This is a genomic window from Pseudomonas sp. FG35 (assembly GCF_057809295.1).
Map to the genome: position 1 here is coordinate 372,375 of NZ_JBMDJR010000005.1, position 26,322 is coordinate 398,696.

General features: G+C 60.2%; 27 protein-coding genes and 1 other RNA gene. 15 read left to right on the forward strand and 13 right to left on the reverse strand.

Annotation, left to right across the window (positions count from 1 at the left end; translation table 11 throughout):
• Positions 1 to 51 precede the first annotated feature (51 nt).
• The 3 genes from ubiD (at position 52) to ACODTD_RS13075 (ending at position 3,352) form a co-directional block, all read left to right on the forward strand.
• Entirely contained in the window at positions 52 to 1,518 is a 1,467-nt protein-coding gene (gene ubiD, locus ACODTD_RS13065) for a 4-hydroxy-3-polyprenylbenzoate decarboxylase (RefSeq protein WP_221615789.1), read from the forward strand.
• Entirely contained in the window at positions 1,518 to 2,486 is a 969-nt protein-coding gene (locus ACODTD_RS13070; RefSeq protein WP_064379936.1) for a CDP-6-deoxy-delta-3,4-glucoseen reductase, read from the forward strand. The genes ubiD and ACODTD_RS13070 overlap by 1 nt, the downstream gene beginning before the upstream one ends.
• 197 nt (positions 2,487 to 2,683) lie before the next feature.
• Complete coding sequence (locus ACODTD_RS13075) at positions 2,684 to 3,352, forward strand: gamma-glutamylcyclotransferase (protein WP_064379938.1); 669 nt, start codon at positions 2,684 to 2,686, stop codon at positions 3,350 to 3,352.
• On the opposite strand, the gene glpT is transcribed toward ACODTD_RS13075, so the two are convergent.
• Positions 3,328 to 4,677, reverse strand: a complete 1,350-nt coding sequence (glpT, locus tag ACODTD_RS13080) for a glycerol-3-phosphate transporter (protein ID WP_489104907.1) — start codon at positions 4,675 to 4,677, stop codon at positions 3,328 to 3,330. The two genes, ACODTD_RS13075 and glpT, sit on opposite strands and share 25 nt — an antisense overlap.
• Positions 4,678 to 4,899: 222 nt before the next feature.
• Here glpT and ACODTD_RS13085 point away from each other — a divergent pair, with 222 nt between their 5' ends.
• Together ACODTD_RS13085 and ACODTD_RS13090 are read left to right on the forward strand one after the other, a co-directional pair.
• Positions 4,900 to 5,217 (forward strand): hypothetical protein, encoded by a 318-nt coding sequence (locus ACODTD_RS13085; protein WP_011336480.1) that lies wholly within the window; start codon positions 4,900 to 4,902, stop codon positions 5,215 to 5,217.
• Between the two features lie 64 nt (positions 5,218 to 5,281).
• A complete protein-coding gene (locus ACODTD_RS13090; protein ID WP_041475457.1) occupies positions 5,282 to 5,896 on the forward strand; it encodes an energy transducer TonB in 615 nt (204 codons plus the stop codon).
• Positions 5,897 to 5,946: 50 nt separating this feature from the next.
• Here ACODTD_RS13090 and ACODTD_RS13095 read toward each other — a convergent pair whose 3' ends face one another.
• The 4 genes from ACODTD_RS13095 to ACODTD_RS13110 form a co-directional block, all read right to left on the reverse strand.
• Complete coding sequence (locus tag ACODTD_RS13095) at positions 5,947 to 6,222, reverse strand: bacteriocin immunity protein (RefSeq protein WP_011336728.1); 276 nt, start codon at positions 6,220 to 6,222, stop codon at positions 5,947 to 5,949.
• Positions 6,219 to 8,015 (reverse strand): S-type pyocin domain-containing protein, encoded by a 1,797-nt coding sequence (locus ACODTD_RS13100; protein ID WP_489104908.1) that lies wholly within the window; start codon positions 8,013 to 8,015, stop codon positions 6,219 to 6,221. The genes ACODTD_RS13095 and ACODTD_RS13100 overlap by 4 nt, the downstream gene beginning before the upstream one ends.
• Positions 7,981 to 8,331, reverse strand: coding sequence for a hypothetical protein (locus ACODTD_RS13105; protein WP_221615787.1), 351 nt, complete (start codon positions 8,329 to 8,331; stop codon positions 7,981 to 7,983). Before ACODTD_RS13105 ends, ACODTD_RS13100 begins: the two co-directional genes overlap by 35 nt.
• A 167-nt stretch (positions 8,332 to 8,498) precedes the next feature.
• On the reverse strand, positions 8,499 to 9,476 hold the full coding sequence (locus ACODTD_RS13110) for an NADPH:quinone oxidoreductase family protein (protein ID WP_011336478.1): 978 nt from the start codon (positions 9,474 to 9,476) through the stop codon (positions 8,499 to 8,501).
• 150 nt (positions 9,477 to 9,626) lie between these two features.
• Here ACODTD_RS13110 and ACODTD_RS13115 point away from each other — a divergent pair, with 150 nt between their 5' ends.
• Positions 9,627 to 10,034: a flagellar basal body-associated protein FliL gene (locus ACODTD_RS13115; protein ID WP_007951814.1), complete on the forward strand. Its 408-nt coding sequence runs from the start codon at positions 9,627 to 9,629 to the stop codon at positions 10,032 to 10,034.
• A gap of 16 nt (positions 10,035 to 10,050) precedes the next feature.
• Here ACODTD_RS13115 and ACODTD_RS13120 read toward each other — a convergent pair whose 3' ends face one another.
• From ACODTD_RS13120 to ACODTD_RS13135, 4 genes are all read right to left on the reverse strand, one after another.
• Complete coding sequence (locus tag ACODTD_RS13120; protein ID WP_064379942.1) at positions 10,051 to 11,169, reverse strand: ABC transporter permease; 1,119 nt, start codon at positions 11,167 to 11,169, stop codon at positions 10,051 to 10,053.
• Positions 11,169 to 13,889 (reverse strand): ribosome-associated ATPase/putative transporter RbbA, encoded by a 2,721-nt coding sequence (gene rbbA / locus ACODTD_RS13125; protein ID WP_489104909.1) that lies wholly within the window; start codon positions 13,887 to 13,889, stop codon positions 11,169 to 11,171. Before rbbA ends, ACODTD_RS13120 begins: the two co-directional genes overlap by 1 nt.
• Positions 13,886 to 14,851, reverse strand: a complete 966-nt coding sequence (locus tag ACODTD_RS13130) for an HlyD family secretion protein (protein WP_221615785.1) — start codon at positions 14,849 to 14,851, stop codon at positions 13,886 to 13,888. Before ACODTD_RS13130 ends, rbbA begins: the two co-directional genes overlap by 4 nt.
• Before the next feature lie 123 nt (positions 14,852 to 14,974).
• Positions 14,975 to 15,424 carry an EVE domain-containing protein gene (locus tag ACODTD_RS13135; protein WP_011336473.1) on the reverse strand — a complete coding sequence of 150 codons (450 nt, stop codon included), beginning with the start codon at positions 15,422 to 15,424 and terminating at the stop codon, positions 14,975 to 14,977.
• A 197-nt stretch (positions 15,425 to 15,621) separates the two neighbouring features.
• Between ACODTD_RS13135 and ACODTD_RS13140 the strand changes: the two genes are divergently transcribed.
• The gene (locus ACODTD_RS13140) at positions 15,622 to 15,777 is read left to right on the forward strand and encodes a hypothetical protein (protein WP_007911192.1); all 156 of its coding nucleotides are present in this window, start codon (positions 15,622 to 15,624) and stop codon (positions 15,775 to 15,777) included.
• A 35-nt stretch (positions 15,778 to 15,812) separates the two neighbouring features.
• On the opposite strand, the gene ACODTD_RS13145 is transcribed toward ACODTD_RS13140, so the two are convergent.
• The 4 genes from ACODTD_RS13145 to ACODTD_RS13160 all read right to left on the reverse strand — a co-directional run bounded on the left by ACODTD_RS13145 (position 15,813) and on the right by ACODTD_RS13160 (position 17,231).
• A complete protein-coding gene (locus tag ACODTD_RS13145) occupies positions 15,813 to 16,418 on the reverse strand; it encodes a 5-formyltetrahydrofolate cyclo-ligase (RefSeq protein WP_201818848.1) in 606 nt (201 codons plus the stop codon).
• A gap of 80 nt (positions 16,419 to 16,498) precedes the next feature.
• A non-coding RNA gene (gene ssrS, locus ACODTD_RS13150) (6S RNA) lies at positions 16,499 to 16,677 on the reverse strand.
• Between the two features lie 30 nt (positions 16,678 to 16,707).
• A complete protein-coding gene (locus tag ACODTD_RS13155) occupies positions 16,708 to 17,025 on the reverse strand; it encodes a cell division protein ZapA (protein ID WP_007951811.1) in 318 nt (105 codons plus the stop codon).
• Entirely contained in the window at positions 17,022 to 17,231 is a 210-nt protein-coding gene (locus tag ACODTD_RS13160; RefSeq protein ID WP_007940359.1) for a TIGR02449 family protein, read from the reverse strand. The genes ACODTD_RS13155 and ACODTD_RS13160 overlap by 4 nt, the downstream gene beginning before the upstream one ends.
• A gap of 125 nt (positions 17,232 to 17,356) precedes the next feature.
• On the opposite strand from ACODTD_RS13160, the gene ACODTD_RS13165 reads away from it, so the two are divergent.
• The 8 genes from ACODTD_RS13165 (at position 17,357) to gcvT (ending at position 26,308) form a co-directional block, all read left to right on the forward strand.
• The gene (locus tag ACODTD_RS13165; RefSeq protein WP_007951810.1) at positions 17,357 to 17,917 is read left to right on the forward strand and encodes a YecA/YgfB family protein; all 561 of its coding nucleotides are present in this window, start codon (positions 17,357 to 17,359) and stop codon (positions 17,915 to 17,917) included.
• Between the two features lie 27 nt (positions 17,918 to 17,944).
• The gene (pepP, locus tag ACODTD_RS13170) at positions 17,945 to 19,279 is read left to right on the forward strand and encodes a Xaa-Pro aminopeptidase (protein ID WP_285354327.1); all 1,335 of its coding nucleotides are present in this window, start codon (positions 17,945 to 17,947) and stop codon (positions 19,277 to 19,279) included.
• The gene (gene ubiH, locus ACODTD_RS13175) at positions 19,276 to 20,463 is read left to right on the forward strand and encodes a 2-octaprenyl-6-methoxyphenyl hydroxylase (protein WP_011336470.1); all 1,188 of its coding nucleotides are present in this window, start codon (positions 19,276 to 19,278) and stop codon (positions 20,461 to 20,463) included. The genes pepP and ubiH overlap by 4 nt, the downstream gene beginning before the upstream one ends.
• Positions 20,456 to 20,941 (forward strand): DUF4442 domain-containing protein, encoded by a 486-nt coding sequence (locus tag ACODTD_RS13180; protein WP_011336469.1) that lies wholly within the window; start codon positions 20,456 to 20,458, stop codon positions 20,939 to 20,941. Before ubiH ends, ACODTD_RS13180 begins: the two co-directional genes overlap by 8 nt.
• Before the next feature lie 9 nt (positions 20,942 to 20,950).
• On the forward strand, positions 20,951 to 22,168 hold the full coding sequence (locus tag ACODTD_RS13185; protein WP_489104919.1) for a 2-octaprenyl-3-methyl-6-methoxy-1,4-benzoquinol hydroxylase: 1,218 nt from the start codon (positions 20,951 to 20,953) through the stop codon (positions 22,166 to 22,168).
• A gap of 107 nt (positions 22,169 to 22,275) precedes the next feature.
• Positions 22,276 to 23,280 (forward strand): extracellular solute-binding protein, encoded by a 1,005-nt coding sequence (locus ACODTD_RS13190; protein ID WP_489104910.1) that lies wholly within the window; start codon positions 22,276 to 22,278, stop codon positions 23,278 to 23,280.
• 171 nt (positions 23,281 to 23,451) lie between these two features.
• Positions 23,452 to 25,068, forward strand: a complete 1,617-nt coding sequence (locus ACODTD_RS13195) for an ABC transporter permease (protein WP_489104911.1) — start codon at positions 23,452 to 23,454, stop codon at positions 25,066 to 25,068.
• 157 nt (positions 25,069 to 25,225) lie between these two features.
• A complete protein-coding gene (gcvT, locus tag ACODTD_RS13200; RefSeq protein WP_011336465.1) occupies positions 25,226 to 26,308 on the forward strand; it encodes a glycine cleavage system aminomethyltransferase GcvT in 1,083 nt (360 codons plus the stop codon).
• The last annotated feature ends 14 nt before the right edge of the window (positions 26,309 to 26,322 follow it).

Below are 26,322 nucleotides of genomic sequence, written 5' to 3' on the forward strand. Positions count from 1 at the left end.
CGACCGGCATAGCAGGTAGGATGTACGCCTATTTTGAGGGTGCCATCGTCAATGAAATTCAAGGATCTTCGGGATTTCGTGCAGCAGCTTGAGCAGCGCGGAGAGTTGAAACGCATCCAGATTCCCGTCTCGCCGGTGCTGGAAATGACCGAGGTGTGCGACCGCACGTTGCGGGCCAAGGGCCCGGCGTTGCTGTTCGAAAAACCGACCGGCTATGACATTCCGGTGCTCGGCAACCTGTTCGGCACGCCCGAGCGGGTCGCCATGGGCATGGGTGCCGAGTCGGTCGGCGAGCTGCGCGAAATCGGCAAGCTGCTGGCGTTCCTCAAGGAACCTGAGCCGCCGAAGGGCTTGAAAGACGCGTGGTCGAAGCTGCCGATCTTCCGCAAGATCATCGCGATGGCGCCGAAAGTCATCAAAGACGCACCGTGCCAGGAAGTGGTCATCGAAGGCGACGATGTCGATCTGGCGATGCTGCCGGTGCAGACCTGCTGGCCGGGCGACGTGGCGCCGCTGATCACCTGGGGCCTGACCGTCACCAAAGGTCCGAACAAGGATCGGCAGAACCTCGGCATCTACCGTCAGCAAGTGATCGGCCGCAACAAGGTCATCATGCGCTGGCTCAGCCACCGTGGCGGTGCGCTGGATTTCCGTGAGTGGTGCGAGAAGCATCCGGGCCAGCCGTTCCCGGTGTCCGTGGCTCTTGGCGCGGATCCTGCGACCATTCTTGGCGCGGTGACGCCGGTGCCGGACAGCCTCTCCGAATATGCCTTCGCCGGTCTGCTGCGCGACAGCCGCACGGAGCTGGTGAAGTGCCGTGGCAACGACCTGCAAGTGCCGGCGACTGCCGAAATCATTCTCGAAGGCGTGATTCATCCGGGTGAAATGGCCGATGAAGGCCCGTACGGCGATCACACCGGTTACTACAACGAAGTCGACAGCTTCCCGGTGTTCACCGTCGAGCGCATCACCCACCGGATCAAGCCGATCTACCACAGCACCTACACCGGCCGTCCGCCGGATGAGCCGGCGATTCTCGGTGTGGCACTGAATGAAGTGTTCGTGCCGATCCTGCAGAAGCAGTTCCCGGAGATCACCGACTTCTACCTGCCGCCGGAAGGCTGCTCGTACCGCATGGCCGTGGTGACGATGAAGAAGTCGTATCCGGGCCACGCCAAGCGCGTGATGCTGGGTGTCTGGTCGTTTTTGCGACAGTTCATGTACACCAAGTTCGTTATTGTCACTGACGACGACATCAACGCGCGGGACTGGAACGACGTGATCTGGGCCATCACCACGCGCATGGACCCCAAGCGCGACACGGTGATGATCGACAATACGCCGATCGACTACCTCGACTTCGCTTCGCCGGTGTCGGGGCTCGGCTCGAAGATGGGCCTGGACGCCACCCACAAGTGGCCGGGCGAAACCACTCGCGAGTGGGGCCGCGTCATCGTCAAGGATGACGCCGTCACCCAACGGATCGATGCCATCTGGAATCAGTTAGGAATAGATTGATGCGTGTAACCCTGCAGCCCTCCGGAGCGGTGCTCGAGATACAGCCCGGAGAGCGGATTCTCGATGGCGCGCGGCGCCTGGGCTACGAATGCCCGCAAAGCTGCCGCAATGGTAACTGCCATGTGTGTGCAGCGCTGCTGGTGGAAGGCCGGGTCGAACAGGCCGGCAAGGTGCACGACCACGGCGAGTTCTACACTTGCATAGCGGAGCCGCTGGAAGACTGCATCGTGCTGTGGGATGGCGTGCTCGCGCTGGGAGAACTGCCGGTGCGCAGCGTGTCGTGTCAGGTCATCGAATGCCGGGACGTCGGTGGCGATACCTTTCGTGTGCGCCTGCGGGCACCGGCCGGCAAGCCGCCGCGCTATCACGCCGGTCAGTATTTGATGATCGAGCGCGAGAACGGCGAGAAATCGGCGTTCTCCATGGCTTCGGCGCCTCACGGCGGGCGTGATCTGGAAATCCATGTGCTGGCGCGCGAATCCAGTGCGCTGAGCCTGATCGATCAGCTCAGGCGCAACCCGATGGTGCGGGTCGAACTGCCGTTCGGCGATACCCACCTGGCGGAACTGCCGGACGGGCCGCTGGTGCTGATCGCCGCTGGTACTGGCATGGGCCAGATCCACAGCCTGATCGAGCATTGCCGGGCCACGGGCTTCAAACACCCGGTGCATCTGTATTGGGGCGTGCGTCGTCCGGAAGATTTTTATGAAATCGAGCATTGGGACGAATGGCTGAAGTTGCCCAATCTTTTCCTGCACAAGGTCGTCAGTGATCAGTGCGGCTGGGAAGGGCGCTGCGGCATGTTGCACGAAGCGGTATGTGAGGATTTCCCTGATCTGAAATCGCTGCACGTCTATGCCAGTGGCTCGCCGGCCATGGTCTACGGCACGCTGGATGCGCTGGTCGAAGCCGGGATGGATGCCCATCAGATGCGTGCGGATGTGTTTGCTTACGCACCCCGCTCCTGAGTTCGTTATAACTCTACATATAGCCGATCGGTATTTATGTAATTACATAAATGCCGGTAGGTTATATATCCATCTGGCAATCAATTAAGAACTGTGCCATGGCACTCAAATTGCCTTAAAACATATGTGCCTTATTGTTACAGCGGTGCGTTCTATTAAGTAATTCTTCACCCGCGGGGAGCTGAACGCTATTCGCCATGAGCGCCATTGAAAACGCTTTTCTGAACCTGGCTTACCCTCCGCGGCTCGATCTTGGGCCGCAGCTGACGCACGAACAACTTCTCGCTTCCATGCAATCGACCATGGCACGCCACAAGGGCGGGCCGGTGTGGCTGTTCGCCTACGGTTCGCTGATCTGGCGGCCGGAATGCACAGCCGTCGAGCGGGTGCGTGGGCGCGTGCATGGCTATCACCGTGGCTTGTACTTGTGGTCTCACGAGCATCGCGGCACGCCGGAAATGCCGGGTCTGGTCTTTGGTCTGGATCGTGGCGGTTCGTGCAGCGGCTTCGCCTATCGGTTGCCGGAAGAGAACCTGGACAGCGCGCTGTATGCATTGTGGAAACGCGAAATGCCGTTCCCGTCCTATCGGCCACACTGGCTCAACTGCCGACTCGAAGATGGCAGCCAGGTTCAGGCCTTGGGATTCGTATTGGAGCGACACCTGCCCAGCTATGCCGGCAACTTGCCGGATCATGTGCTGAGCCAGGTGTTCGAAAGCGCTTGCGGACGTTACGGCACTACTCGCGATTATGTCGAGCAGACCGCTCACGCCCTGCGCAGCCACGCCATGCCAGACCGGAATCTGGAGGCGCGGCTCAAGCGCTGTAAGTCAAAGGCCGATCAGGCGACCGCTTCACGGCTCTGACTGGCGACTTGCTTGTGCCACAGGGTCGGGGCCAGGAAGGCCATCGACAGCAGGCAAGCGCCCACCAGCAGCACGAAACCACCATCCCAGCCGAAATGGTCCACGGTGTAGCCCATCGCTGCACTGGCCGCGACCGAACCACCCAGATACCCGAACAGACCGGTGAAGCCTGCGGCAGTGCCGGCGGCCTTCTTCGGCGCCAGTTCCAGCGCTTGCAGGCCGATCAGCATCACCGGGCCGTAGATCAGGAAGCCGATTGAGAACAGCGCGATCATGTCGATGGTCGGGTTGCCGGCCGGGTTCAGCCAGTACACCAGCGTCGCGACGGTCACCAGGGCCATGAACACCATGCCGGTCAGGCCACGGTTGCCACGGAAGATCTTGTCCGACATCCAGCCGCACAGCAGCGTGCCCGGAATCCCCGCCCATTCGTAGAAGAAATAGGCCCACGAGGTTTTATCCACGGTGAAACCCTTGGCTTCTTTCAGGTAGGTCGGCGCCCAGTCCAGCACGCCGTAGCGCAGCAGGTAAACGAAGACGTTGGCCATGGCGATGTACCAGAGCATTTTGTTGCGCAGCACGTATTTGACGAAGATTTCCTTGGCGCTGAATTCGTCTTCGTGGCTGGCGTCGTAGCCTTCCGGGTAGTCGTTCTTGTACTTCTCGATCGGCGGCAGGCCGACCGATTGCGGGGTGTCGCGCATGGTGACGAAAGCGAATACCGCTACTGCCAGGGCGACGGCAGCCGGGACGTAGAACGCTGCGTGCCAGTCGTTGAACAGGCCCATGCCGATCAGGAACAGCGGGCCGATCAGACCGCCGCCGACGTTATGCGCCACGTTCCACACCGACACCACGCCGCCACGTTCCTTCTGCGACCACCAGTGCACCATCGTGCGTCCGCTCGGCGGCCAGCCCATGCCTTGGGCCCAACCGTTGATGAACAGCAGGATGATCATCATGGTCACGCTGGAGGTTGCCCAAGGCGCGAAACCGAAAATGAACATCACCCCGGCCGATACCAGCAGGCCGAACGGCAGGAAGTAACGCGGGTTGGAGCGGTCGGAAACCAGGCCCATGAGGAACTTGGACAGACCGTAGGCGATGGCGATGGCCGACATTGCCAGGCCCAGATCGCCACGGCTGTAGCCTTCGTCGATCAGGTACGGCATGGCCAGCGAGAAGTTCTTGCGCAGCAGGTAGTAACCCGCGTAACCAAAGAAGATGCCGGCGAAGATCTGCCAACGCAGGCGTCGGTAGGTGCTGTCGATTTTTTCTTCAGGCAATGGAGCCTGATGTGCGGCAGGACGAAAGAAAGCAAACATTCAAGAGCTCCAGATTTCTTGTTTTGACTGCGGATGCGAATGTTACAGTTTCGTTACCGAAAATAGCACCGCTTACCATCGGCAAAACAGTGGAAAATGTTGGAAGTCGCACGTTCTTTTACGAACCTGTCGCTCTGCTGTAAGAACAGGGCGTTTTCACTACTTGTGAAGGTGGGCTGGCTTAGACTCGCGATCCGTCGACCGATTGATCAGCAGAGATGAATGATGGCTTTGAAGGTTCGCATGCTCATGCGTCGATTATTGGCGGCGGCGGTTATCGCCGTTGCGGTGCTGGGATTGATTTACGCCGATCACCCGGCCCAGTCCGGTTTGCGTAATGCCACGGTGCTGATCATCCGTCATGCGGAAAAACCGCAAGTTCAGGAGCGCTTGTTGCTGGGAAATGCCGGGACGGCAGCCAGAGAGAGTGGTCTGTCAGAAAAATTACCTGCGAACGTTTACGCAGCGTTTTCGATCAATTTCCCGTCGCAGCTTAGGCAATGTCCTGCATCCAAAGCAGAAGCTGCGCCATTCAGTTGAAAGCCATTGCTCCGTAGTCTTTGTGCTGTTGCCGGTTCGGCATTTCAGCTTGAAGGGGTGGGTCATGCGGTGGTTTTTTGCTCTGGTTCTACTGGCGTTGATGGGGATTGCAGGAGCAGCAGAGGTGGTGTTGATCCCCGATAATAATCCGGGTCCGGTTTATCCTCGCGAACTTGCCAAGGCGGGGGTCATGGGTGAGGTTCGTGTGCGTTTCACCGCCAATGCAGATGGCTCGGTGAGTGACATCGCTATTCTGGAAAGTGAGCATCCTGATTTTTCCGCAGCGGTCACTGATGCCCTGCGGCAATGGCGATTCAGGTCATGGACGGTAGAGGCGGGCAAACCCGCAGAAATGGAAGTCATCGCCCCCATGTTTTTTCGACTGGATATTGACTCTCCGATTCATGCAAACCAATGGCTGCGCAGAGTGCGATGTGTCGATCTCCACCAATACGCCATTCGCCGTCCGGTTTCTTCCTGGGTTCACTTGCCGGTCTTTCATTACACGCGGGCGTATTTATCCAGCGTGGTTTATACAAGTCAGCTTTCGAACGAACGTCGACTGGGCTTGATTGCCAAGCTCAATGAGCGTGCCCGCTACATTATTGATCGCTGTGGAAAAAGCCCGAATAGTCGGTATGTGAATTTGTTGCCGGAGGATATTCGCGAATTGCTTTAGTAAAAAGCCAGACAGTGTCGCTGTAGGTGTGACACTGTCTGATTTATGAATTATTCAGCCTTGAATCCGGGCTTGCCGTTTGCCTGGCGCCATTTTTTGATTTCTTCTACTACTCCAGCGGCACTGTCCTCACGGTCGGGTGTCGGTCGGAAAATTACCGCGCGCTTTCTCGGGTGCTCGGTTATTTTCTCAAAATGAAGTGCGAGATTACTTGTGTATGCGCTTAGTGCGTCGCCGGTGAGGCTGTTTGTATTCTCGAAAAACTCCGTTACGAAAAGCAGAAATTCAGTTTCGGTATAATCTTCGATTTTGTCTTTTAATTTCATGGTTCTATACCATTCTTGTGTAGTTCTATATGTGCGCGAGGGGTGATTATGGTTAAGTTGTCAATATTGTAAACTTCGCCACCATCTTTGATGTGATGTATATGGTGGATTTCGTATTTGTCCCTTCGGCCAACAGAGTCTACCTCGTCCGTGCTAGGAGCTGCTCCATTCGTTAATAACTTTAGGTCAGCCTTACCGAACTGTTTTGAAAGTTCCGAGTCAGCAGCGACTGCACGCCAGAACCCTTCCCTGAATCTGTCGAAATTCCTGAAGTCCTTACCACGCAACTTATCTGCGATCTGCGCGGGAATCGGGGCGCCACCTGATTCTGCCGCGCTACCCAACCAATTACCCCCGACCTCCTTACCCCTGCCGATTACCGTACCCGGTTCATTACGCGGGCCGCCGCGGGTGGCCATCATGTAGATGGATTCGATTCCCGACTCGATGGGAAACGTCAGGATGTAGTCATCAGGGTCGTCTATTTCACAGGCAGGGTGCTCGTCTAGCCGGCCTTCAATCTGGGTAACGCGGGCTCCGGAATAAATTCTGGTTCCAGAGTCGGTTGCGGGCAATTCAGTGGTGGCGGGAATGTCGTCTCCAGGAGGCGTCTTGGGCGTCCAGGTCAACGTGATTGGGAACAAACCCTCGGTCGTGAAGGTGTAGAGATTGTCCGAGCGATTAAACTTTGCTTGCCTGACTCTGACCGTTTGACCTGGATCGGCTGAGCGTAAATAGAGCTGCGTGTGCTCTCTCTTAACCGACGATACTGCGCGGGCAGGGAGCCAGTTGGCCTCGGCCGGTCCAGGAAGTGCTACACGCCCATCGTTCTGGGCGAGTTGTGATAAAGGGATCGTAAGAATCAACGGGTTGCGCTGCAGTTCGCCATTGCCGAGTGTCGGCGTATAAAAAACTGAAGCTAGAAACGTACTGACTGGCCCAGCGGAAATTGCCCCGCGTAGGGCGCCGAGGGTGTCGAGCGCCTTGCCTAAGGTGAAAGGCGAGCCTTCAAGTCCCGTAATTAGTCCGTCAGAGCTGATTACCAAGGGGTAAACAGATGTAACAGTACCGTCAACAGTAGGCAGTTTTATCCTTGTGCTGTTTTTTATCTGTCCTGTTAGCTCACTGATTTCTTTTTGTGAGTCCCTAATCGTTTTCCAGCGTCTTTTCCGTCTTTGAAAATTGTAGAAATTTTTGAATGCGCGCTCGGCTTTTGATGCTTCGACATGCGCGGCATACAGCTTTTGATGGGTTTCCTTTAATCGTTGAAGTTTTTCACTTGAGGCTTCTGGCCGATTTACCGTCAGCTGCTTAAGCACTGCATCGAACCGGTCTGCAGCTTCAGAAGCGGCCCTTTGTGCTCTCTGTTCTTCAATCTGCTTCTCCGCTTCGCGTTGCCTGGCTTGCTCCTGTGCTGCGTGTTCGGCAGCAGCACGCGCTGCCTCTGCTCTTGCCGCTTGTTCAGCAGCCGCTCGTGCCGCTATGGCCTGTTGAACTGCCGCTTGGTGTGCCGCATGTTGTCGAGCCAGCGCAGCCGCGTGAGCAGCGTCAAGCTGTTGAAAACGGTGTGTGAGAATGCGGATAGACTCGGTATACAGCCAGACCGAATAGCCCGCCATATATGATTTTTTCCACTGCCGATGGACTTCTCCAGGCGCCCTCTCATTTCCGATTAAGTGGGTATTGAAAGTATTTATATACTCCTGCGTTGACTTGTGGTGGGGATCACTGCCATAGAAGCTGTTGGCCTGAATCAGGCTACGTTGCCGGCTCTCGTTTTTTAGCTGAATCATCCGAGCTATGGTGTTTTTTTTCACGTTCAATAGTGGGGAGATCAGATGGCAGGCTGGATTCGGTGCTCGTCACTCCATTGTTGATAAGCTCGGAGTTGATTGCGGCTGGTGTTTCAAGAAGTTTTTGACGATATTCACCATCTAACGTATTTCGAACGCTAAGTGTTTGCTGCGCGGTTGCAGCATTTAATCTATATCCCGGCCTCGGGCCACCATAACCACCACCTTCCAAGCCTTTAAAGTCTTGCTCTTTGTCAGAAATGACGATTGGTGTGTGTATCGTTAGTTTGCCAGGTGTCCAGTCTTGATTGCTCATACAGTTACTCCTTGTGTCTGTATGGCAGAAAACTATCGTGGTTTTTTACAAAGATTGCGGTACATATCTACCGCCAAGTCGTTGAATAAATTTGTGGCTACTTTCCATTGATATAAAAAAGGCCAGAACCGCTAGTTCCGCGATTCTGGCCTTGGGAGAGTTCAGGCTCAGCGCACTTGCACCACGACTTTTCCGACAGCCTTGCGCTGCCCGAGATCATTGATCGCCTGCGCGGCATTGCCCAGCGGATACACCTGTGACACCAGCGGCTTCAGCTTGCCCTCAGCGAACCAGCCGAACAGTTGCTGGAAGTTCGCCGCGTTGTCCTGTGGCTGGCGTTGGGCGAAGGAGCCCCAGAACACGCCGAGTACCGCCGCGCCCTTGAGCAGAGCGAGGTTGACCGGCAGTTCGGGAATGCGTCCGCTGGCGAAACCGACTACCAGCAGGCGGCCGTTCCAGGCGATGGCGCGGATGGCCTGGTCGAACAGGTCGCCACCGACCGGGTCGTAGATCACGTCGGCGCCCTGGCCGTCGGTCAGACGCTTGATCTCGTCCTTGAGGCTGGTTTCGCTGTAGTTGATCAGTTCGTCGGCACCGGCAGCCTTGGCCACGGCAAGTTTTTCCGCGCTGCTGGCGGCGGCAATCACCCGGGCGCCCATGGCTTTGCCGATTTCCACGGCGGCCAGGCCAACACCACCGGAAGCGCCAAGCACCAACAGGGTTTCGCCCGGTTGCAGGTTGCCGCGCTGCTTGAGGGCGTGCATCGACGTGCCGTAGGTCATGCTGAACGCGGCGGCGGTGTTGAAATCCATCGAGGGCGGGATCGGCAGCACGTTATAGCCCGGCACTGCGACCTGCTCGGCGAAGCTGCCCCAGCCGGTCAGGGCCATGACCCGGTCGCCGACTTTCAGGTGACTGACCTTTTCACCCACTTCGCTGACCACGCCGGCGGCCTCGCCACCGGGCGAGAACGGGAAGGGCGGCTTGAACTGGTACTTGCCCTCGATGATCAGCGTGTCCGGGAAGTTGACCCCGGCGGCGTGCACGTCCAGCAGGATTTCATTCTTCTTGGCGACAGGACTGGCGACGTCTTCCAGCACCAGCGATTCGGCAGGGCCGAAGGCTTTGCACAGCACGGCTTTCATCAGGGCTATTCCTTTGGGAGTGATGGCCGATAAGTGTAGGTGTGGCAGTCAACGGGTCAACGAGCATGCCCGGCCCTGATAGTCCGCCATAAGCTTGTGCTTGTGCGGCGGGTCGTTATGCTAGGCCGCAAACCGGATAAGGAGCGAATTGTGAAAGCGTGGATCATGTTGTTGCTGGCCCTGTCTCTGCCTGTGGCAGCGCTGGCCGAAGAAGCCAAAGAGGGCGAGGCGCCGAAGGTCAACTACATCACCCTGAGCCCGCCGTTCGTGGGCAACTACGGGCTGGATGGCACTCCGAAGCTCAAGGTCTACAAGGCCGACGTGGCACTGCGGGTGACCGGCGAAGAGGCGACCAAACTGGTCAAGGCCAACGAGCCGCTGATCCGTAATCAACTGGTGGCGCTGTTCACTCAGCAGACCACCGATGCGATGGGCAGCATCGAGGGCAAGGAAAAACTGCGTCAGGAAGCCTTGAAGCAGACCCAGCAGGTGATGAATGACGAGACCGGCAAACCGGTGGTCGAGGATCTGTTGTTCAACAACCTGATCATTCAGTAAACGTCGTCGCGGTTGTTCAGGACGCCAGGCTCTTGCGAAACCGTGCCAGGGCGATGAAAAAGAACAGTAAACCGATCACGACCAGCGCCAGCAAATCAGGCCACACTACGCTCAGTCCGGCGTCGCGAAACAGGATCGCGGTGCCGAGGCTGACGAAGTGGGTGGACGGTGACCCTTGCATGACCCATTGCAACCACTGCGGCATGCTGTCCAGCGGTGTGCTGCCGCCCGACAACAGCAGCATCGGGATAATCACCGGGATGGCCAGCAGGCCGAACTGCGGTGTCGAACGCGCCAGCGTTGCCAGGAAGATACCCAGCGCGGTGCTGGCGAACAGATAAACGGCCGTGACCAGCAAAAACAGGCTCAATGAGCCGGATAAAGGTACGCCCAACGCTCCTTTGACAATCACTTCCAGTGACAGCCAGGTGCATAGCACCACCACCAGCAGATTGCTCCAGACTTTCGCCAGCATGATTTCCAGTGCGGTCAGCGGCAGCACCAGCAAATGATCCAGGGTGCCGTGTTCGCGCTCGCGCAGGAGCGCGGTGCCGGTCAGAATGATCGCCAGAATGGTGATGTTGTTGACGATCTGAATCACGGCCAGAAACCAGCCGCCCTCAAGATTGGTATTGAACAGGGCTCGAGTCGTCAGTTGTACCGCAGACCCGGTCTGCACATCACCCTGGCCTGAATATGCCAATAATTCACGCTGAAATATTCGGCTGATGTAGCCGGCGCCCATGAATGCCTGGCTCATGGCGGTGGCGTCGACGTTGACTTGCAGGGCTGGCTGGCGACCCGCGAGCAGGTCGGTCTGAAAACCGGCGGGGATATTGATGACGAACGTGTATCGGCCGCTGTCCATGACTTCATCCAGTTGCTCGTAGGGCAGCGTTACCGGCGTCTGGAATTCCGGAGGCTGCAGCGCCTCGGCCAATTGGCGCGAAAGGGCGCTGTGATCCTCGTCGACAATCGCCACGCTGGCGTTATGCACGCCGATCACTGAACCGGCGGCTGGCATATAGATGGCCACGGTGAAGGCGTAGAACAGGAACAGCAGTAACACGCTGTCATGGCGCAGGCTCGTCAGTTCCTTGAGACCCAATCGCAGGATGTGTACGAGTTTGTGCATCAGGCCTCCTGCTTCTTCAGCATGATCAGGCTCAAGCCGGTGAACCCGATAAAAAAGCCGCCCAGCGCCAGACATTGTGGCCAGAGTTGACGCAGGTCCAGAGCTTTGGTGAACGTTCCTACGGCGATGTCGAGGAAGTGACCGGCCGGAAACAGCAAGCCCATCACGGCGGCGGCTCCTTCCAGCGAAGAACGCGGCACGATCAGACCCGAGAACTGGATGGTCGGCAGGCTGGTGATGATCATGGTGCCGAGGATCGCCGCGATCTGCGTTCGGGTGAACGCTGAAATCAGCAGGCCCATGCTGGTAGTGGCCAGTACATACAGCAGCCCGCCGAACGCAAGGGTCGGCAGGCTGCCCTTGAAGGGCACGCCGAACAGCCAGCGATTCATCGCCACGAGCACGGCGAGGTTGACCAGGCTGACCAGCAGATAGGGTAGTTGTTTGCCCAGCAGAAATTCGAGGCGGGTCAGGGGCGTGGCGTAGAAATTGGTGATCGAGCCCAGCTCTTTCTCGCGCACGATGCCGAGCGCAGTCAGCATCGCCGGAATGAAGGCCAGAATCAGCGCCATCACGCCGGGGCCGATGGCATTGACGCTGACCACATCCTGGTTATAGCGAAAGCGGGTCTGCAGCGTGGCTGGGGCTGACAGGGTCAATGCCGGGCTGCTTTGTTCGGCAAGTTGCTCAAGATTGGCCAGATGGACGGCCTCGACGTAGTTGCGACTGGTCTCGGCGCGAAAGGGCATGCCGCCATCCAGCCACGCCGCGACTTCCGGCCGATGTCCGGCGTACAGGTCGCGGCCGAATCCGGGCGGGATCTCCAGCGCCAGTTTGATTTCCGAACGTTGCAGCCGGCGGTGCAGAGCCTGTGCATCTTCGATGGGCGGCTGTTCGGCGAAATAGCGGGAGCCGCGGAAGGCCTCCAGATAGGCGCGGCTTTGTGGCGTTTGATCCTGGTCATACACGGCGAAGGCCAGGTTCTCTACATCCAGGGAAATCCCGAAGCCAAAAATCACCATCATGAAAATGGCACCCAGCAGTGCAAACGCCATGCGCACTTTGTCGCGGATCAGTTCTTTGCCTTCGCGGCGAGCCACTGCCGTCAGACGACCGAAACTGAAAACCCGCTCCCTGACGGAGCTGGCCGGCGCCTTCGGGGCCGGTGACGGCGCGGGAGGCGGGGCGGTTTCGGCACTACCCTGAGCCTGTTCAAGGCAGGTCACGAACGCCGCCTCCAGGGACTTGCCGCCAAACTGTTGTTGCAGTGCCGTCGGCGTGTCACAGGCCAGCACTTTGCCCGCGTGCATCAGGGAAATGCGGTCGCAACGCTGAGCTTCGTTCATGAAATGGGTGGAAAGGAAAATGGTCACGCCTTGATCACGGGACAGTTCGATCAACAGGCGCCAGAAATCGTCTCGCGCCGCGGGATCAACTCCAGAGGTCGGCTCATCCAGAATCAGCACTTCCGAGCTGTGCAAGACCGCGACCGCCAGTGACAGGCGCTGGCGTATTCCCAGAGGCAAGGCCCCGGACGATTGATTGGCGACACCGTGCAGATCGAAGCGTTGAATCAGCGCGTCGATGCGCTGGGCGCTCTCGGTTTTCGGCAAATCGAACAGGCGTGCGTGCAGTTCAAGGTTTTGCCGCACGCTGAGTTCGCCATACAGCGAAAAGCTCTGAGACATGAATCCGACCCGTTTGCGCGTGGCCAGATCCTTCGCATCCACCGGATTGCCCAGCAGCGTTGCGTTACCTTCGCTGGCGGGCATCAGTCCGGTCAGGACTTTCATTGTGGTGGTCTTGCCGCAGCCATTGGAGCCAAGGAAACCGAAAATTTCGCCTCGCCCGATGGCGAAGCTGACGTGATCCACAGCCGTAAAGTTGCCGAAGCGCAACGTCAGGTCATGAGCTTCGATGGCAATATCGGTGTTGCCGGTGTAAGGCGGGATGTGCAGCGGTTGAGTGGCGTGACGGCTTTCACCCTGAAAATGAGTGAAGGCGTCATCAAGCTTGCCGCTCGGCGTGACAGCAGCCAGTTCGCGGCTCAGACCGGTGGCGATCATCCGGCCGCCGTCGAGCATCAGGCAATGCTCGAATTGTTCAGCTTCCTCCATGTAGGCCGTGGCGACCAGCAGGGTCAGCTGCGGTCGTTGGCGCCGAACATCGTCGATCAATTCCCAGAACTTGCGGCGCGAGAGCGGATCGACGCCGGTGGTCGGCTCGTCGAGGATCAACAGATCCGGTTCGTGAATCAGTGCGCAACACAGTCCGAGTTTCTGTTTCATGCCACCGGAGAGTTTGCCGGCCGGTCGATCGGCGAACCTCAGCAGATCAGTGGCGAGCAACAGGTTGTGCAGGCGCTGCGCGCTTTCGTCGGCGGAGAGGCCGAACAAGGTGGCGAAAAAATGCACGTTCTCGCGGATCGACAGTTCCGGGTACAGGTTGCCGCCCAATCCCTGCGGCATGAAAGCGATACGCGCGTAAAGCGTGTTGCGGTGGCTGCGATCCTGAATCGGACCGCCAAGCACTTCCAGTTGCCCTTGCTGGAGGGCTTTCACGCCCGCAATCAGCCCCAACAGACTGGATTTGCCCGCTCCGTCAGGGCCAATCAAGCCGCAGCGGGTACCGGCCGGCAGGTCGAACGCGATGCCATCCAGCGCTTGCCGCTCGCCATAGCGGTGAGTGATGGCGTTCGCGTGAACCGCGACGCTGTTCATTGCAGTTGGGCCGGCCAGTCGATCGGCGCGGTGCGCACATAGCCCGTGCCGGGCATGCCGGGCTTGGCCTGGGGGACGTCGCCAGGTCGAGTCAGTCGCAGCTTGACGCGAAAGACCAGTTTTTGCCGCTCGTCGCGGGTTTCAACCTCTTTGGGTGTGAATTGCGATTTGGCCGCCACGAAACTGACTTTCGCCGGCAATGCCTGGTCGGGCAGGGCGTCGAGCAGGATCCGCGCTTCATCGCCGACCGCCAGACGCCCGGCGACAGAGGCCGGCAAGTAAAGATTCATGTATTGGTCGCCGGGATCGATCAGCAGCAGGACTCTGCCGCCGGCACCCAGCACTTCGCCGGGTTCGGCCATGCGCAGCTGGATCAGCCCGTCGATCGGCGCGCGCAGACGGCTGTCATCGATCTCGCTGGCCAGTTGCGCAACCTGGGCCTGGGCTGCACCGATGGCCGCGCTGACTGCAGCGACCTGTGCCCGGGCAGCAGTCACAGCAGCGCTAGCGGTGCCGATCCGTGATTGCAGTTGATCGATAACCTGCGCGCTGACAAAACCATGCTTGAACAACGACTGTGAGCGGCCAAGTTCTTGCTGGGCCAGCAGTTGCTCGCTCAGGCGCAACTGTACGTTGGCCTGGGCGGCGGCGAGGTTCTCGCGGGCGCGGATAACCTCGGCTTCGGCCTGATTGCGCTGGGCCTCGAGGGTTCGGGTGTCCATTCGAGCAAGCAGTTGCCCTTTGCTGACCTTGTCGCCTTCATCGACCAAGACCTCGGCAAGACGTCCCGGGGTCTTGCTGGCGATCTGCACTTGCGTGGCCTCCAGTCGCCCGTTTGCGCTGTGAAGCCCCTCGGGAAGGCGGTTGCTCATGGACTTCCAGTAGCCGAAGCCTCCGGCCGCCATCAACAACAGGATGAGGGCGCCGGCGTATAACAGAGAGGAGCGTCGGTACGTTGACATGAGGGCATCCTGCGGCTTGGGCGTTCAGTCTGACGGGTAAAGCGATGGCATCGCTTGATGTCTGTCAAATGATCGGCGACGCAGGCAGCGCTGAGCCATGTCAGCCGCAAGGGGCAACGCCTCTCAGCGCAAACCGAGTACTGCCGCCCACTGCTCGGCCGTCACCGGCATCACCGACAGTCGCGAGCCCTTCTGCACCAGCGGCATCTCGGCCAACGCGGTCTGCTGTTTCAGATAATCCAGCTTCAAGACCCGGCTGAAAGTTTCGACGTGGGCGACATCAATCGCGCTCCAGGGGTTTTTATCCGGGGTGGCTTTCGGGTCGTAGTAATGGCTTTGCGGTTCCAGTGCGGTGGGATCCGGGTACGCGGCTTCGATTATTTTGCCGATTCCGGCAATTCCCGGCTCCGGGCAGCTGGAGTGGTAGAAAAAGAATTCGTCCCCCACCGCCATGGCCCGCAGGAAATTGCGTGCCTGATAGTTGCGAACCCCGTCCCAGCGCGCCTTGCCGAGCTTTTCCAGGCCCTTGATCGAGAGCTCGTCGGGCTCGGATTTCATCAGCCAGTAGGCCATGGTGTGTGCTCCTCAAGCGGTCATTGGGCAGGTTGTCCGGCAATTTTATGACAAACCGACGGTCGGTTGACGTCAGCATTTGCGCAGAGGTTCACGTTGTCGCAAAATGCCGGCCTTTAAAGCTTGACGCTGCTGCACGGCCTACGAATGGAAACCGCTGCTGTCATCGTGATGATGTGCCTTGAGGGGGGCAATCGATGAAACGCAAACCGGATTTGCTGTGGACTTTGGTGATTTTGTTCGGTCTGGGCGTCGTGACCACCGGTTATGCGCAAAGTCTGTGGGCCAACAAGGCCGATGCACCGATTGAAGTGGCGCAACAAGTACAACAGTCGACAGCCTTCAAGCGCTGACACTGCCTTTTCGACGCCGCTGATCCGCGCGGCGTCTATCCTGCGAAATACCACGCCTTGTCTGTCACCGTTCCCTGCAACGGTACATCCCAGCTCGCTTGCGCGAGACGTTCGACTTTCTGACATTCATGGGCCAGGCCCAGCAGCGTCGGCTTGCGCCAGTTCTGTCGTCGGGCCAGATACGCCAGGCTGCGATCGTAGAAACCGCCGCCCATACCCAGGCGTCCGCCGACATCGTCAAACCCCACCAGGGGCAACAACACCAGATCCAGCGCCCAGACCTTGCGCTGACGGGCCAGATTGGCGCGCGGTTCAAGAATGCGGAAACGGTTGGGTTTTAGTTTTTCGCCGGGGCGGATTTGCTGAAAGACCATTTTGGTCCGCGGCCAGGCACTGAGCACCGGCAGGTAGGTTTTCTTGCCCCGACGCTGGGCGGCGCGCAGCAACAGGCGCGGGTCGATTTCACCGTCGGTGGGCAGGTACAGGGAAATATGTTTGGCCCGGCGAAAGTGCGGGTCTTGTGCCAGTTGCCTGTACAGGCCTTCGGCGGCCTGGCGTTGCTGACTCGGTGTCAGCGAGCGGCGGGCCTTGCGCAGCAGGCGGCGCAGTTGAGGACGGGGCAGCAGCGCGGGTTCGGTCATGGTTCGGCTTCGGCAGGGTGGGACGAAAACGTACGCATAAAAAATCCGATGCCGGCATGCACCGGCATCGGATTCGAATCAGGCTCCCCGGATGAGCCGCTGTCGACTTAGCCCTTGAACCCGAGAGTTCAAGGTGGAGGATGCAGTAGGCTTTAAGGCTTTCCGTCTGGCGGACATGCACACCAGCCCAACGTGCAACCCCCAGGGTAGTGCAAATCGGCTCAGGGACATCGTCAACTGGCAAGCACCCCAGGGAGTGCGGCGAGTATAACTCAAGCGGCCTGGCGAATCAGCCCTTGCTGATGTCCGGATCGTCGGCCAGCACCAGATCGACACGATCGAGCAAGTCACGCACCTGTTCACGGGTCGAGCCGCTGGCCTGGATGTCCGGGCGCTCTTCTTTGTGCAAGAGATCGTGGGTGATGTTCAGCGCGGCCATCACGGCGATGCGGTCGGCGCCGATGACTTTGCCGCTGCTGCGGATCTCGCGCATCTTGCCGTCCAGGTAGCGGGCGGCGCTGATCAGATTGCTGCGCTCTTCCTGGGGACAGATGATCGAATACTCTTTGTCGAGGATCTGCACGGTAACGCTATTGCTTGAACTCATGAGTCTTGCTCCAGGGCCTTGAGGCGCGAAATCATCGATTCGACCTTACGCCGGGCGATTTCGTTTTTTTCAATGAGGTGCGCGCGTTCCTCGCGCCAGGTCTTTTCCTGAGCAAGTAAGAGTGCATTTTGACTCTTTAGTTGCTCGACTCGGGTAATCAGCAGTTCGAGTCTGGCCATCAGCGCTTGCAGGTCGGTGTCTTCCATTGTGTCCACTGATTCGGTCTGATGGGTTTGGCTGGCGGACAGCCTTTAATGGTCTTGGCGAGTCTGTCGATGTAGGATACAAGGCCTTCATTCTAGACATAGCGCCGTCTGGCGCCTAGCTGCCCATGCCCATTCAGAATTCCCCGTACCAAGGCTTCGCCACCCTGCTGAACTCCAGCGGTCACTCCGTTTCGCCTGCCGAACTGCACGGCCTGTTGCTCGGTCGCAGTTGTGCCGGCGCCGGCTTCAATGCCGAAGAATGGCTGATCGATGCCGCCGAGCTGCTTGAAAGCGAGCCGCAGGACAACGTCCGCAACGCGCTGATCGGTCTGCAGGAGATGGTCAAGAGCGAACTCACTGGCGACGACGTCACCGTGGTTCTGCTGCTGCCGAACGATGACGCACCTCTGGCCGAACGCGCCGCCGCGCTGGGCGAATGGTGCCAGGGCTTCCTCACCGGTTTCGGCCTGAACTGCCGCGACAGCAGCATGCTGAGCACCGAAGCTACCGAAGTGTTGCAGGATTTGGCAGCGATCTCCCAGGTGCAAGACGCCCTGGAAGAATCCGAAGACGGCGAAAGCGATTACATGGAAGTCATGGAGTACCTGCGTGTCGCGCCGCTGCTGTTGTTCTCCGAAACCAAAAAGGCCGACGTGCCGCCAGCGGCCAAGCCGTCGCTGCACTGATCGCGTGCCAGGGAAAGCCATCTGCCCATGATCCATATCCCGAAAGCGGAATACGCCCGGCGCCGCAAGGCGCTGATGGCGCAGATGGAACCCAACAGCATCGCGATCCTGCCTGCCGCCGCGGTCGCCATTCGCAACCGCGACGTCGAGCATGTCTATCGCCAGGACAGCGACTTCCAGTACCTCAGCGGTTTCCCCGAGCCACAGGCGGTCATCGTCCTGATGCCCGGTCGCGAACACGGCGAGTACGTGCTGTTCTGCCGTGAACGCAACGCCGAACGCGAACTCTGGGACGGCCTGCGCGCCGGCCAGGAAGGTGCGATCCGCGATTTCGGCGCCGATGACGCTTTCCCCATCACCGACATCGACGACATTCTGCCGGGCCTGATCGAAGGCCGCGACCGGGTGTATTCGGCCATGGGCAGCAACCCGGAATTCGACCGCCACCTGATGGACTGGATCAACGTGATCCGCTCCAAGGCGCACCTCGGCGCCCAGCCGCCGAACGAATTCGTTGCCCTGGATCACCTGCTGCACGACATGCGCCTGTATAAATCGGCGGCAGAAGTGAAGGTGATGCGCGAAGCGGCGCGGATTTCCGCCCAGGCCCACATCCGGGCGATGCAGGCCAGTCGTGCCGGGTTGTACGAGTACAGCCTCGAAGCCGAACTGGATTACGAGTTTCGCAAGGGTGGGGCGAAGATGCCGGCCTATGGCTCGATCGTCGCTGCCGGGCGCAACAGCTGCATCCTGCATTACCAGCAAAATGACGCACTGCTCAAGGACGGCGATCTGGTGCTGATCGACGCCGGTTGCGAAATCGACTGCTACGCCAGCGACATCACCCGCACCTGGCCGGTCAACGGCAAGTTCTCCGCCGAGCAGAAAGCGATCTACGAATTGGTGTTGGCCTCGCAGGAAGCGGCATTCGCCGAAATTGCTCCGAACAAGCACTGGAACCAGGCGCACGAAGCCACGGTTCGGGTCATCACCGCCGGGCTGGTGAAGCTGGGGTTGTTGCAGGGCGAAGTCGACGAATTGATCGCTACCGAGGCCTACAAGGCGTTTTATATGCACCGCGCCGGTCACTGGCTGGGCATGGATGTGCATGACGTCGGCGAATACAAGGTCGGCGGCCAATGGCGGGTGCTGGAAGTCGGCATGGCGCTGACCGTGGAGCCGGGCATCTACATCGCCCCGGACAATCAGAACGTAGCGAAGAAATGGCGCGGCATTGGCGTGCGCATCGAGGATGACGTGGTAGTGACCAAGAGCGGTTGTGAAATCCTGACCGGCGGCGTGCCGAAAACCGTCGCCGAGATCGAAGCCCTGATGGCGCAAGCACGGACCTGCGCGGCATGAGTCGGGTCAATCTGGCAATCATCGGTGGCGGTCTGGTCGGCGCCAGTCTGGCGTTGGCCTTGCAGGCCGGGGCCAAGGCCCGTGGCTGGAAGATCGTGCTGATCGAACCGTTCGCCCCCGGTGACACCTGGCAGCCAAGCTACGACGCGCGTTCTTCGGCGCTGTCCTTCGGCTCGCGGCAGATTTATCAGCGGCTGGGCGTGTGGCAGGAAATCTCCCGTCGCGCCGAGCCGATCAAGCAGATTCACGTGTCCGACCGTGGACGCTTTTCCACCGCTCGCCTGTCGGCGATGGAAGAGGGCGTCCCGGCGCTCGGTTACGTGGTGGAAAACGCCTGGCTCGGCCAGTGCCTGTGGCAGCACCTCGACAAAGACGTGATCAGCTGGCGCTGCCCGGCGGAAGTCAGCCGCATGGAACCGTTGCCCGACGGCTATCGCCTGACCCTCAATGACGAGACCACGGTCGAGTGCGATCTGGCGGTGCTCGCCGATGGCGGTCGTTCCGGTCTGCGCGAGCAACTGGGCATCAACGTACGCAAGCGTCCGTATAACCAGAGCGCGCTGATCGCCAACATCACGCCGAGCGAAGCGCACAACGGCATGGCCTTCGAGCGCTTCACCGACGAAGGTCCGATGGCGCTGCTGCCGCTGCCGGAAAACCGCTGCGCGCTGGTCTGGACCCGTCTGGGCATGGACGCGCAACGGCTGGCCGACCTGAGCGAACGAGATTTCCTCAGCGAGCTACAAGGCGTGTTCGGTTACCGTCTTGGCACTCTGAAGCAGGTCGGCGCGCGGCATCTGTATCCGCTGTCGCTGGTGGAAGCCGAAGAGCAGGTGCGCTCGCATCTGGCCGTGCTCGGCAACGCCGCCCACAGCTTGCACCCGATTGCCGGGCAGGGTTTCAACCTGTCCCTGCGCGATGCCGATGCGTTGGCCGCCGCGTTGCTGGCCAGCGACAAACCGCTGGGGGATTTTGCGACCTTGCAGGCCTATCGCGAGCGTCAGCGTCTCGATCAGGACCTCACCGTCGGTTTCTCCGATCAGGTTACGCGCCTGTTCGGCAGCACCCAGCCGCTGGTGTCGCTGGGGCGCAACATCGGCCTGCTCGGCCTCGATCTGCTGCCGCCGGCCAAACGCTGGTTCGCCCGTCAGGCCATGGGGCTGGGGACGCGGCCGGATGCGTGAGTGGCTGATCAGACGGTTTGGCAAGGCGCGGCTGATGCGCTGGATCATGACGCTCTACCCGCCGTACTTCGGCGCCGGTGTCCGGGTGCAGCACATCAGCGATGACTTTCGTGACATCCAGGTCTCGATGGGCCTGGGCTGGTACAACCGCAATTACGTCGGCACCCAGTTCGGCGGCAGTCTGTATTCGATGGTCGATCCGTTCTTCATGTTGATGCTCATGGAAAACCTCGGCTCGAAGTACATCGTCTGGGACAAGGCCGCCGACATTGATTTCATCTCGCCGGGCAAAGGCCCGGTGTTCGCCCGGTTCAACATCGACGACACCCTGCTCGACGAGATCCGCCGGCAGACCGCCAGTGGCGAGAAATACCTGCCGCAGTTGCAGGTCGACATTCATGACGGCGCCGGCAACCTGGTGGCGCGGGTCGGTAAAACCCTTTACGTGCGGCTCAAGCCGCCAGCGAGACAGGCTTAAAGCATGGAAATGCGCGCGGATGTGCTGATTGTCGGAGCCGGAATGGTCGGCAGTGCCCTGGCGCTGGCGTTGCAGGGCAGCGGGCTGGAAGTCCTGCTGCTCGACGGCAGCCCGTTGAGCGTCAAACCCTTCAAGGGCGACGCACCGTTCGAGCCACGGGTGAGCGCACTGTCGGCGGCCAGCCAGCGAATCCTCGATCGCCTCGGCGTGTGGGACGGCATCGTCAATCGACGCACCAGCCCTTACACCGACATGCACGTCTGGGACGGCAGCGGCACCGGCCAGATCCACTTCTCGGCCAGCAGTGTGCACGCCGATGTGCTTGGGCATATTGTTGAAAACCGCGTGGTCCAGGATGCCTTGCTCGAGCGTCTGCACGATTGCGACCTGGGCCTGCTGGCCAACGCGCGGCTGGAGCAGATGCGCCGTTCCGGTGACGACTGGCTGCTGACCCTGGCCGATGGCCGCACCTTGCGCGCGCCGCTGGTGATCGCGGCGGACGGCGCCAACTCTGCCGTGCGCCGTCTGACCGGTGTCGCCACTCGCGAGTGGGATTACCTGCATCACGCCATCGTCACCAGCGTGCGCAGCAGCAAACCGCACCGCATGACCGCGTGGCAGCGTTTCACCGATCACGGGCCGCTGGCCTTTTTGCCGCTGGAGCGTGACGGTCAGCAGGACTGGTGCTCGATCGTCTGGTCTACCACGCCGAGCGAAGCCGAACGGCTGATGGCGCTGGAGGAAGCGGACTTCTGCCGTGAGCTGGAGCGCGCGTTCGAAGGTAGCCTCGGCGAGGTCATCAGCGCCGACCCGCGCCTGTGTGTGCCGCTGCGTCAGCGTCACGCCAAGCGCTACGTGGCCGAAGGCCTGGCGCTGATCGGTGATGCCGCACACACCATTCACCCATTGGCGGGGCAGGGTGTGAACCTGGGTTTCCTCGACGCCGCGGTGCTGGCCGAAGTGTTGTTGCAGGCCAACGAACGCGGCGAACGCCTGGCTGACGTGAAAGTCCTGAGCCGCTACGAGCGTCGGCGTATGCCGCACAACCTGGCACTGATGGCGGCGATGGAAGGCTTCGAGCGGTTGTTCCAGGCTGACCCGCTGCCGCTGCGCTGGCTGCGCAACACCGGGCTGAAAATCGTCGAGCAGATGCCCGAGGCCAAGGCGCTGTTCGTGCGTGAAGCATTGGGGCTGACCGGGGACTTGCCGGCCCTGGCCAAGGCCTGACGACTGTCGTGCAACATCTGGTAACTCCTTGGGAAAGTGATCGATTGAGCTGGTAAATGTGAGTCCTTATCATTTGGGCCACTTTTCCCGACCGAGAGACCGCTCCCATGTTGGCATCCAAGCGTGTTCTGACCGCACTGGCCCTGACCCTGATCGGCAGCACTGCCGCCCAGGCCGCCGACGAGGTGGTGGTCTACTCCTCGCGTATCGATGAACTGATCAAACCGGTGTTCGATGCCTACACCGCCAAGACCGGGGTGAAGATCAAGTTCATCACCGACAAGGAAGCGCCGCTGATGCAGCGGATCAAGGCCGAAGGCGAGAACGCCACCGCCGACCTGCTGCTGACCGTCGATGCCGGTAACCTCTGGCAGGCCGAGCAGATGGGCATTCTCCAGCCGTTCACTTCGAAAACCATCGACGCCAACATTCCCCTGCAATATCGCTCGTCCAGCCACGCCTGGACCGGACTGAGCCTGCGCGCACGGACCATCGCCTATTCCACCGAACGGGTGAAGCCGGGCGAGCTGACGACCTACGAAGCATTGGCCGACAAGAACTGGGAAGGCCGCCTGTGCCTGCGCACGGCGAAGAAGGTCTACAACCAGTCGCTGACCGCCACCATGATCGAAGTGCATGGCGCCGAGAAGACCGAGCAGATCCTCAAGGGCTGGGTCAACAACCTGTCCACCGACGTGTTCTCCGACGACGTCGCGGTGCTGGAAGCGATCAACGCCGGCCAGTGCGATGTCGGCATCGTCAACACTTATTACTACGGCCGCCTGCACAAGCAGAAGCCGGACCTGCCGGTAAAACTGTTCTGGCCGAATCAGGCGGATCGTGGTGTACACGTCAACCTGTCGGGCATCGGCCTGACCAAACATGCGCCGCACCCGGAAGCGGCCAAGGCGCTGGTGGAGTGGATGACCACGCCTGAAGCGCAGAAGATCTTTGCCGATGTGAACCAGGAGTTCCCGGCGAATCCAGCGGTGAAGCCTTCGGAAGAAGTGGCGGCGTGGGGGCAGTTCGTAGCCGATACATTGCCGGTTGAAGTGGCAGGCAAGCGTCAGGCTGAAGCGATCCGGATGATGGATCGGGCGGGTTGGAATTGAGTCTTTCCTGACAGCAATGTTTGATCGTTCCCACGTCGAGGCGTCGAACCGTCTGCGTGGGAATGCAGTCCCCGACGCTCTGCGTCGCATCATCGACAGCGTGACGCGGAGCGTCACAGAATGTGTGCCCACGCAAAACGTGGGCACAATCATTTGAACGAGACTGTTTCCTTGGCCCACCCCGCCCAACGCCGCTGGTACCCCATCGTCTTCGCCATCGCCGCGTTGGTGCTGCTCCCCCTCAGCGTGCTCCTGCTCTCATGGCAAACCATCGACCACCAGATCTGGTCGCACCTGTGGGAAACCCAGATGCCACGCCTGCTGGGCAACACACTGACGCTGGTTTTCGGCGTCGGCGTCGGTGTGACACTGATCGGCGTAAGCCTCGCCTGGCTCACCAGCCTCTGCGAATTCCCCGGCCGCCGCTGGCTCGACTGGGCGCTGATGCTGCCGTTCGCAATCCCGGCCTACGTGCTGGCGTTCGTGTTCGTCGGCCTGCTGGATTTCGCAGGCCCGGTACAAACCCTGCTGCGAGAATGGTTCGGCACCGGCCTGCGCCTGCCGCGAGTGCGCTCCACCGGTGGCGTGATTCTGGTGTTGGTGCTGGTGTTTTATCCCTATGTCTACCTGTTGGCGCGTACTGCGTTCCTGGCTCAGGGCAAGGGCCTGATGGAAGCCGCGCGAGTGCTCGGCCAGTCACCGTGGCAGGCGTTCTGGCGTGTGGCATTGCCGATGGCGCGGCCCGCCATCGGTGCCGGCGTGGCGCTGGCGTTGATGGAAACCCTGGCGGATTTCGGTGCGGTGTCGGTGTTCAACTTCGACACCTTCACCACCGCGATCTACAAGACCTGGTACGGCTTCTTCAGCCTGCCCAGCGCCGCACAACTCGCCAGCCTGTTGCTGCTGGTGGTGATGCTGGTGCTGTACGGCGAACGCCGCGCGCGAGGCGCCAATCGGGCGAGCAACGAGCGACCACGGGTCAAGGCGCTGTATCACCTGCGCGGGCCTAAGGCCTGGGCGGCGACCGGCTGGTGCGGTCTGGTGTTCGCCTGCGCGTTTGTCATTCCTGTGCTGCAACTGGCGGTGTGGTTCTGGCAGCGCGGGCGATTCGATCTGGATGAGCGCTACGCGGGACTGATTCTGTACACCCTGTATCTGGGCGGCATGGCAGCGCTGATCACGGTCAGCGTGGCGATGTTGCTGGCATTCGCCCGGCGTCTGGCGCCCACCCGGGCGATCAATTCCGCAGTCGGTCTGGCCAATCTCGGTTATGCCTTGCCGGGTTCGGTGCTGGCGGTGTCGATCATGCTCGCGTTCAGTTATCTGGACCGGGAGCTGGTGATTCCGCTGTCCGGCTGGCTCGGCGGTGCTGGCAAACCGTTGCTGCTGGGCAGTCTGGCGGCGCTGCTGCTGGCGTATCTGGTGCGTTTCGTGGCGGTGGCCTATGGGCCTCTGGAAAGCAGTCTGGCGCGTATACGGCCCTCTTTGCCTGAAGCGGCACGTAGCCTGGGTGTCAGTGGGCCGCGACTGTTTTTCAAAGTGTATCTGCCGTTGCTGCTGCCCGGCACGCTCAGCGCCGCCTTGCTGGTGTTCGTCGATGTGCTCAAGGAAATGCCCGCGACCTTGCTGATGCGCCCGTTTGGCTGGGACACACTGGCGGTGCGGATCTTCGAAATGACCAGCGAAGGCGAATGGGCGAGGGCGTCGTTGCCGGCGTTGACCCTGGTGCTGGTCGGTCTGTTGCCGGTCATCGGACTTATTCGCCGTTCGGCGCATCGAAACACTTAGTCGTCAGTCCTGAATCATGCGGCTACAATGCGCGGCATTCGGTGCGGTCCGTCTGACAGACCCTGTCGCTGAAATCGGCTGAAAGCCCTTTTTTACAGGGTTTTCCGAACCGTGCAGCAGCGCTCCGCACCTTCGCCACGCCCGGAAGGAGAAACCCATGGGACAGCGTACGCCTCTGTATGACCTGCATCTCGCCCTCGGCGCGAAGATGGTCGATTTTGGCGGTTGGGACATGCCCCTGCATTACGGCTCGCAGGTCGAGGAGCACCACGAGGTGCGTCGCGATTGCGGGGTGTTCGATGTTTCCCACATGACCGTGATCGATGTCACCGGCCCCCAGGCCAAGGCCTGGCTTCAGCATTTGCTGGCCAATGACGTCGAACGCCTGCACAGCCCCGGCCGTGCGTTGTACAGCACCATGCTCAACGAGCGCGGCGGTATCGTCGACGACATGATCGTCTACCGCCTTGAGGACGGTTATCGTCTGGTGGTCAACGCCTCCACCCGCGATCAGGACCTGGCCTGGATGCAGGCACAATTGGGCAGCTTCGATGTTCAGATGACCGAACGCTCCGAGCTGGCGATGCTCGCCATTCAAGGTCCCCATGCCCGGCACAGGATTGCCGAGCTGGTGACCCAGTCCCGCGCCAACCTGATCCAGATGCTCAAGCCTTTCGAAGGCCACGTCGACGGCGACTGGTTCATTGCGCGCACCGGCTACACCGGTGAGGACGGTCTGGAAATCGCCCTGCCGGCCGATCAGGCCCCCGGATTCTTCAACGATCTGGTGGGCGCCGGCATTTCCCCCATCGGCCTCGGTGCCCGCGACACGCTGCGGGTCGAGGCCGGCATGAACCTCTACGGTCAGGACATCCACCAGGACGTTTCGCCTCTGGCCTCGAACATGGCCTGGAGCATCGCCTGGGAGCCGGCAACGCGTCGGTTCATCGGTCGCGATGCGCTGGAAGCGGAAAAAACCGCCGGCGTGCAGCACAAACTGGTCGGCCTGGTGCTTGAAGAGCGCGGGGTTTTGCGGGCCCATCAGGTCGTTCGTATCGCTGATGTTGGCGAAGGGGAGATCACCAGTGGTAGTTTCTCTCCTACGCTTAGCAAGTCGATTGCCCTGGCGCGTGTACCGATGGCGACTGCCGACCGCGCCGAAGTGGAAATCCGTGGCAAGTGGTATCCGGTACGCGTGGTCAAACCGACCTTTGTCCGTCACGGCAAAACCTTGATCTAAACCTTTTCCGGCGG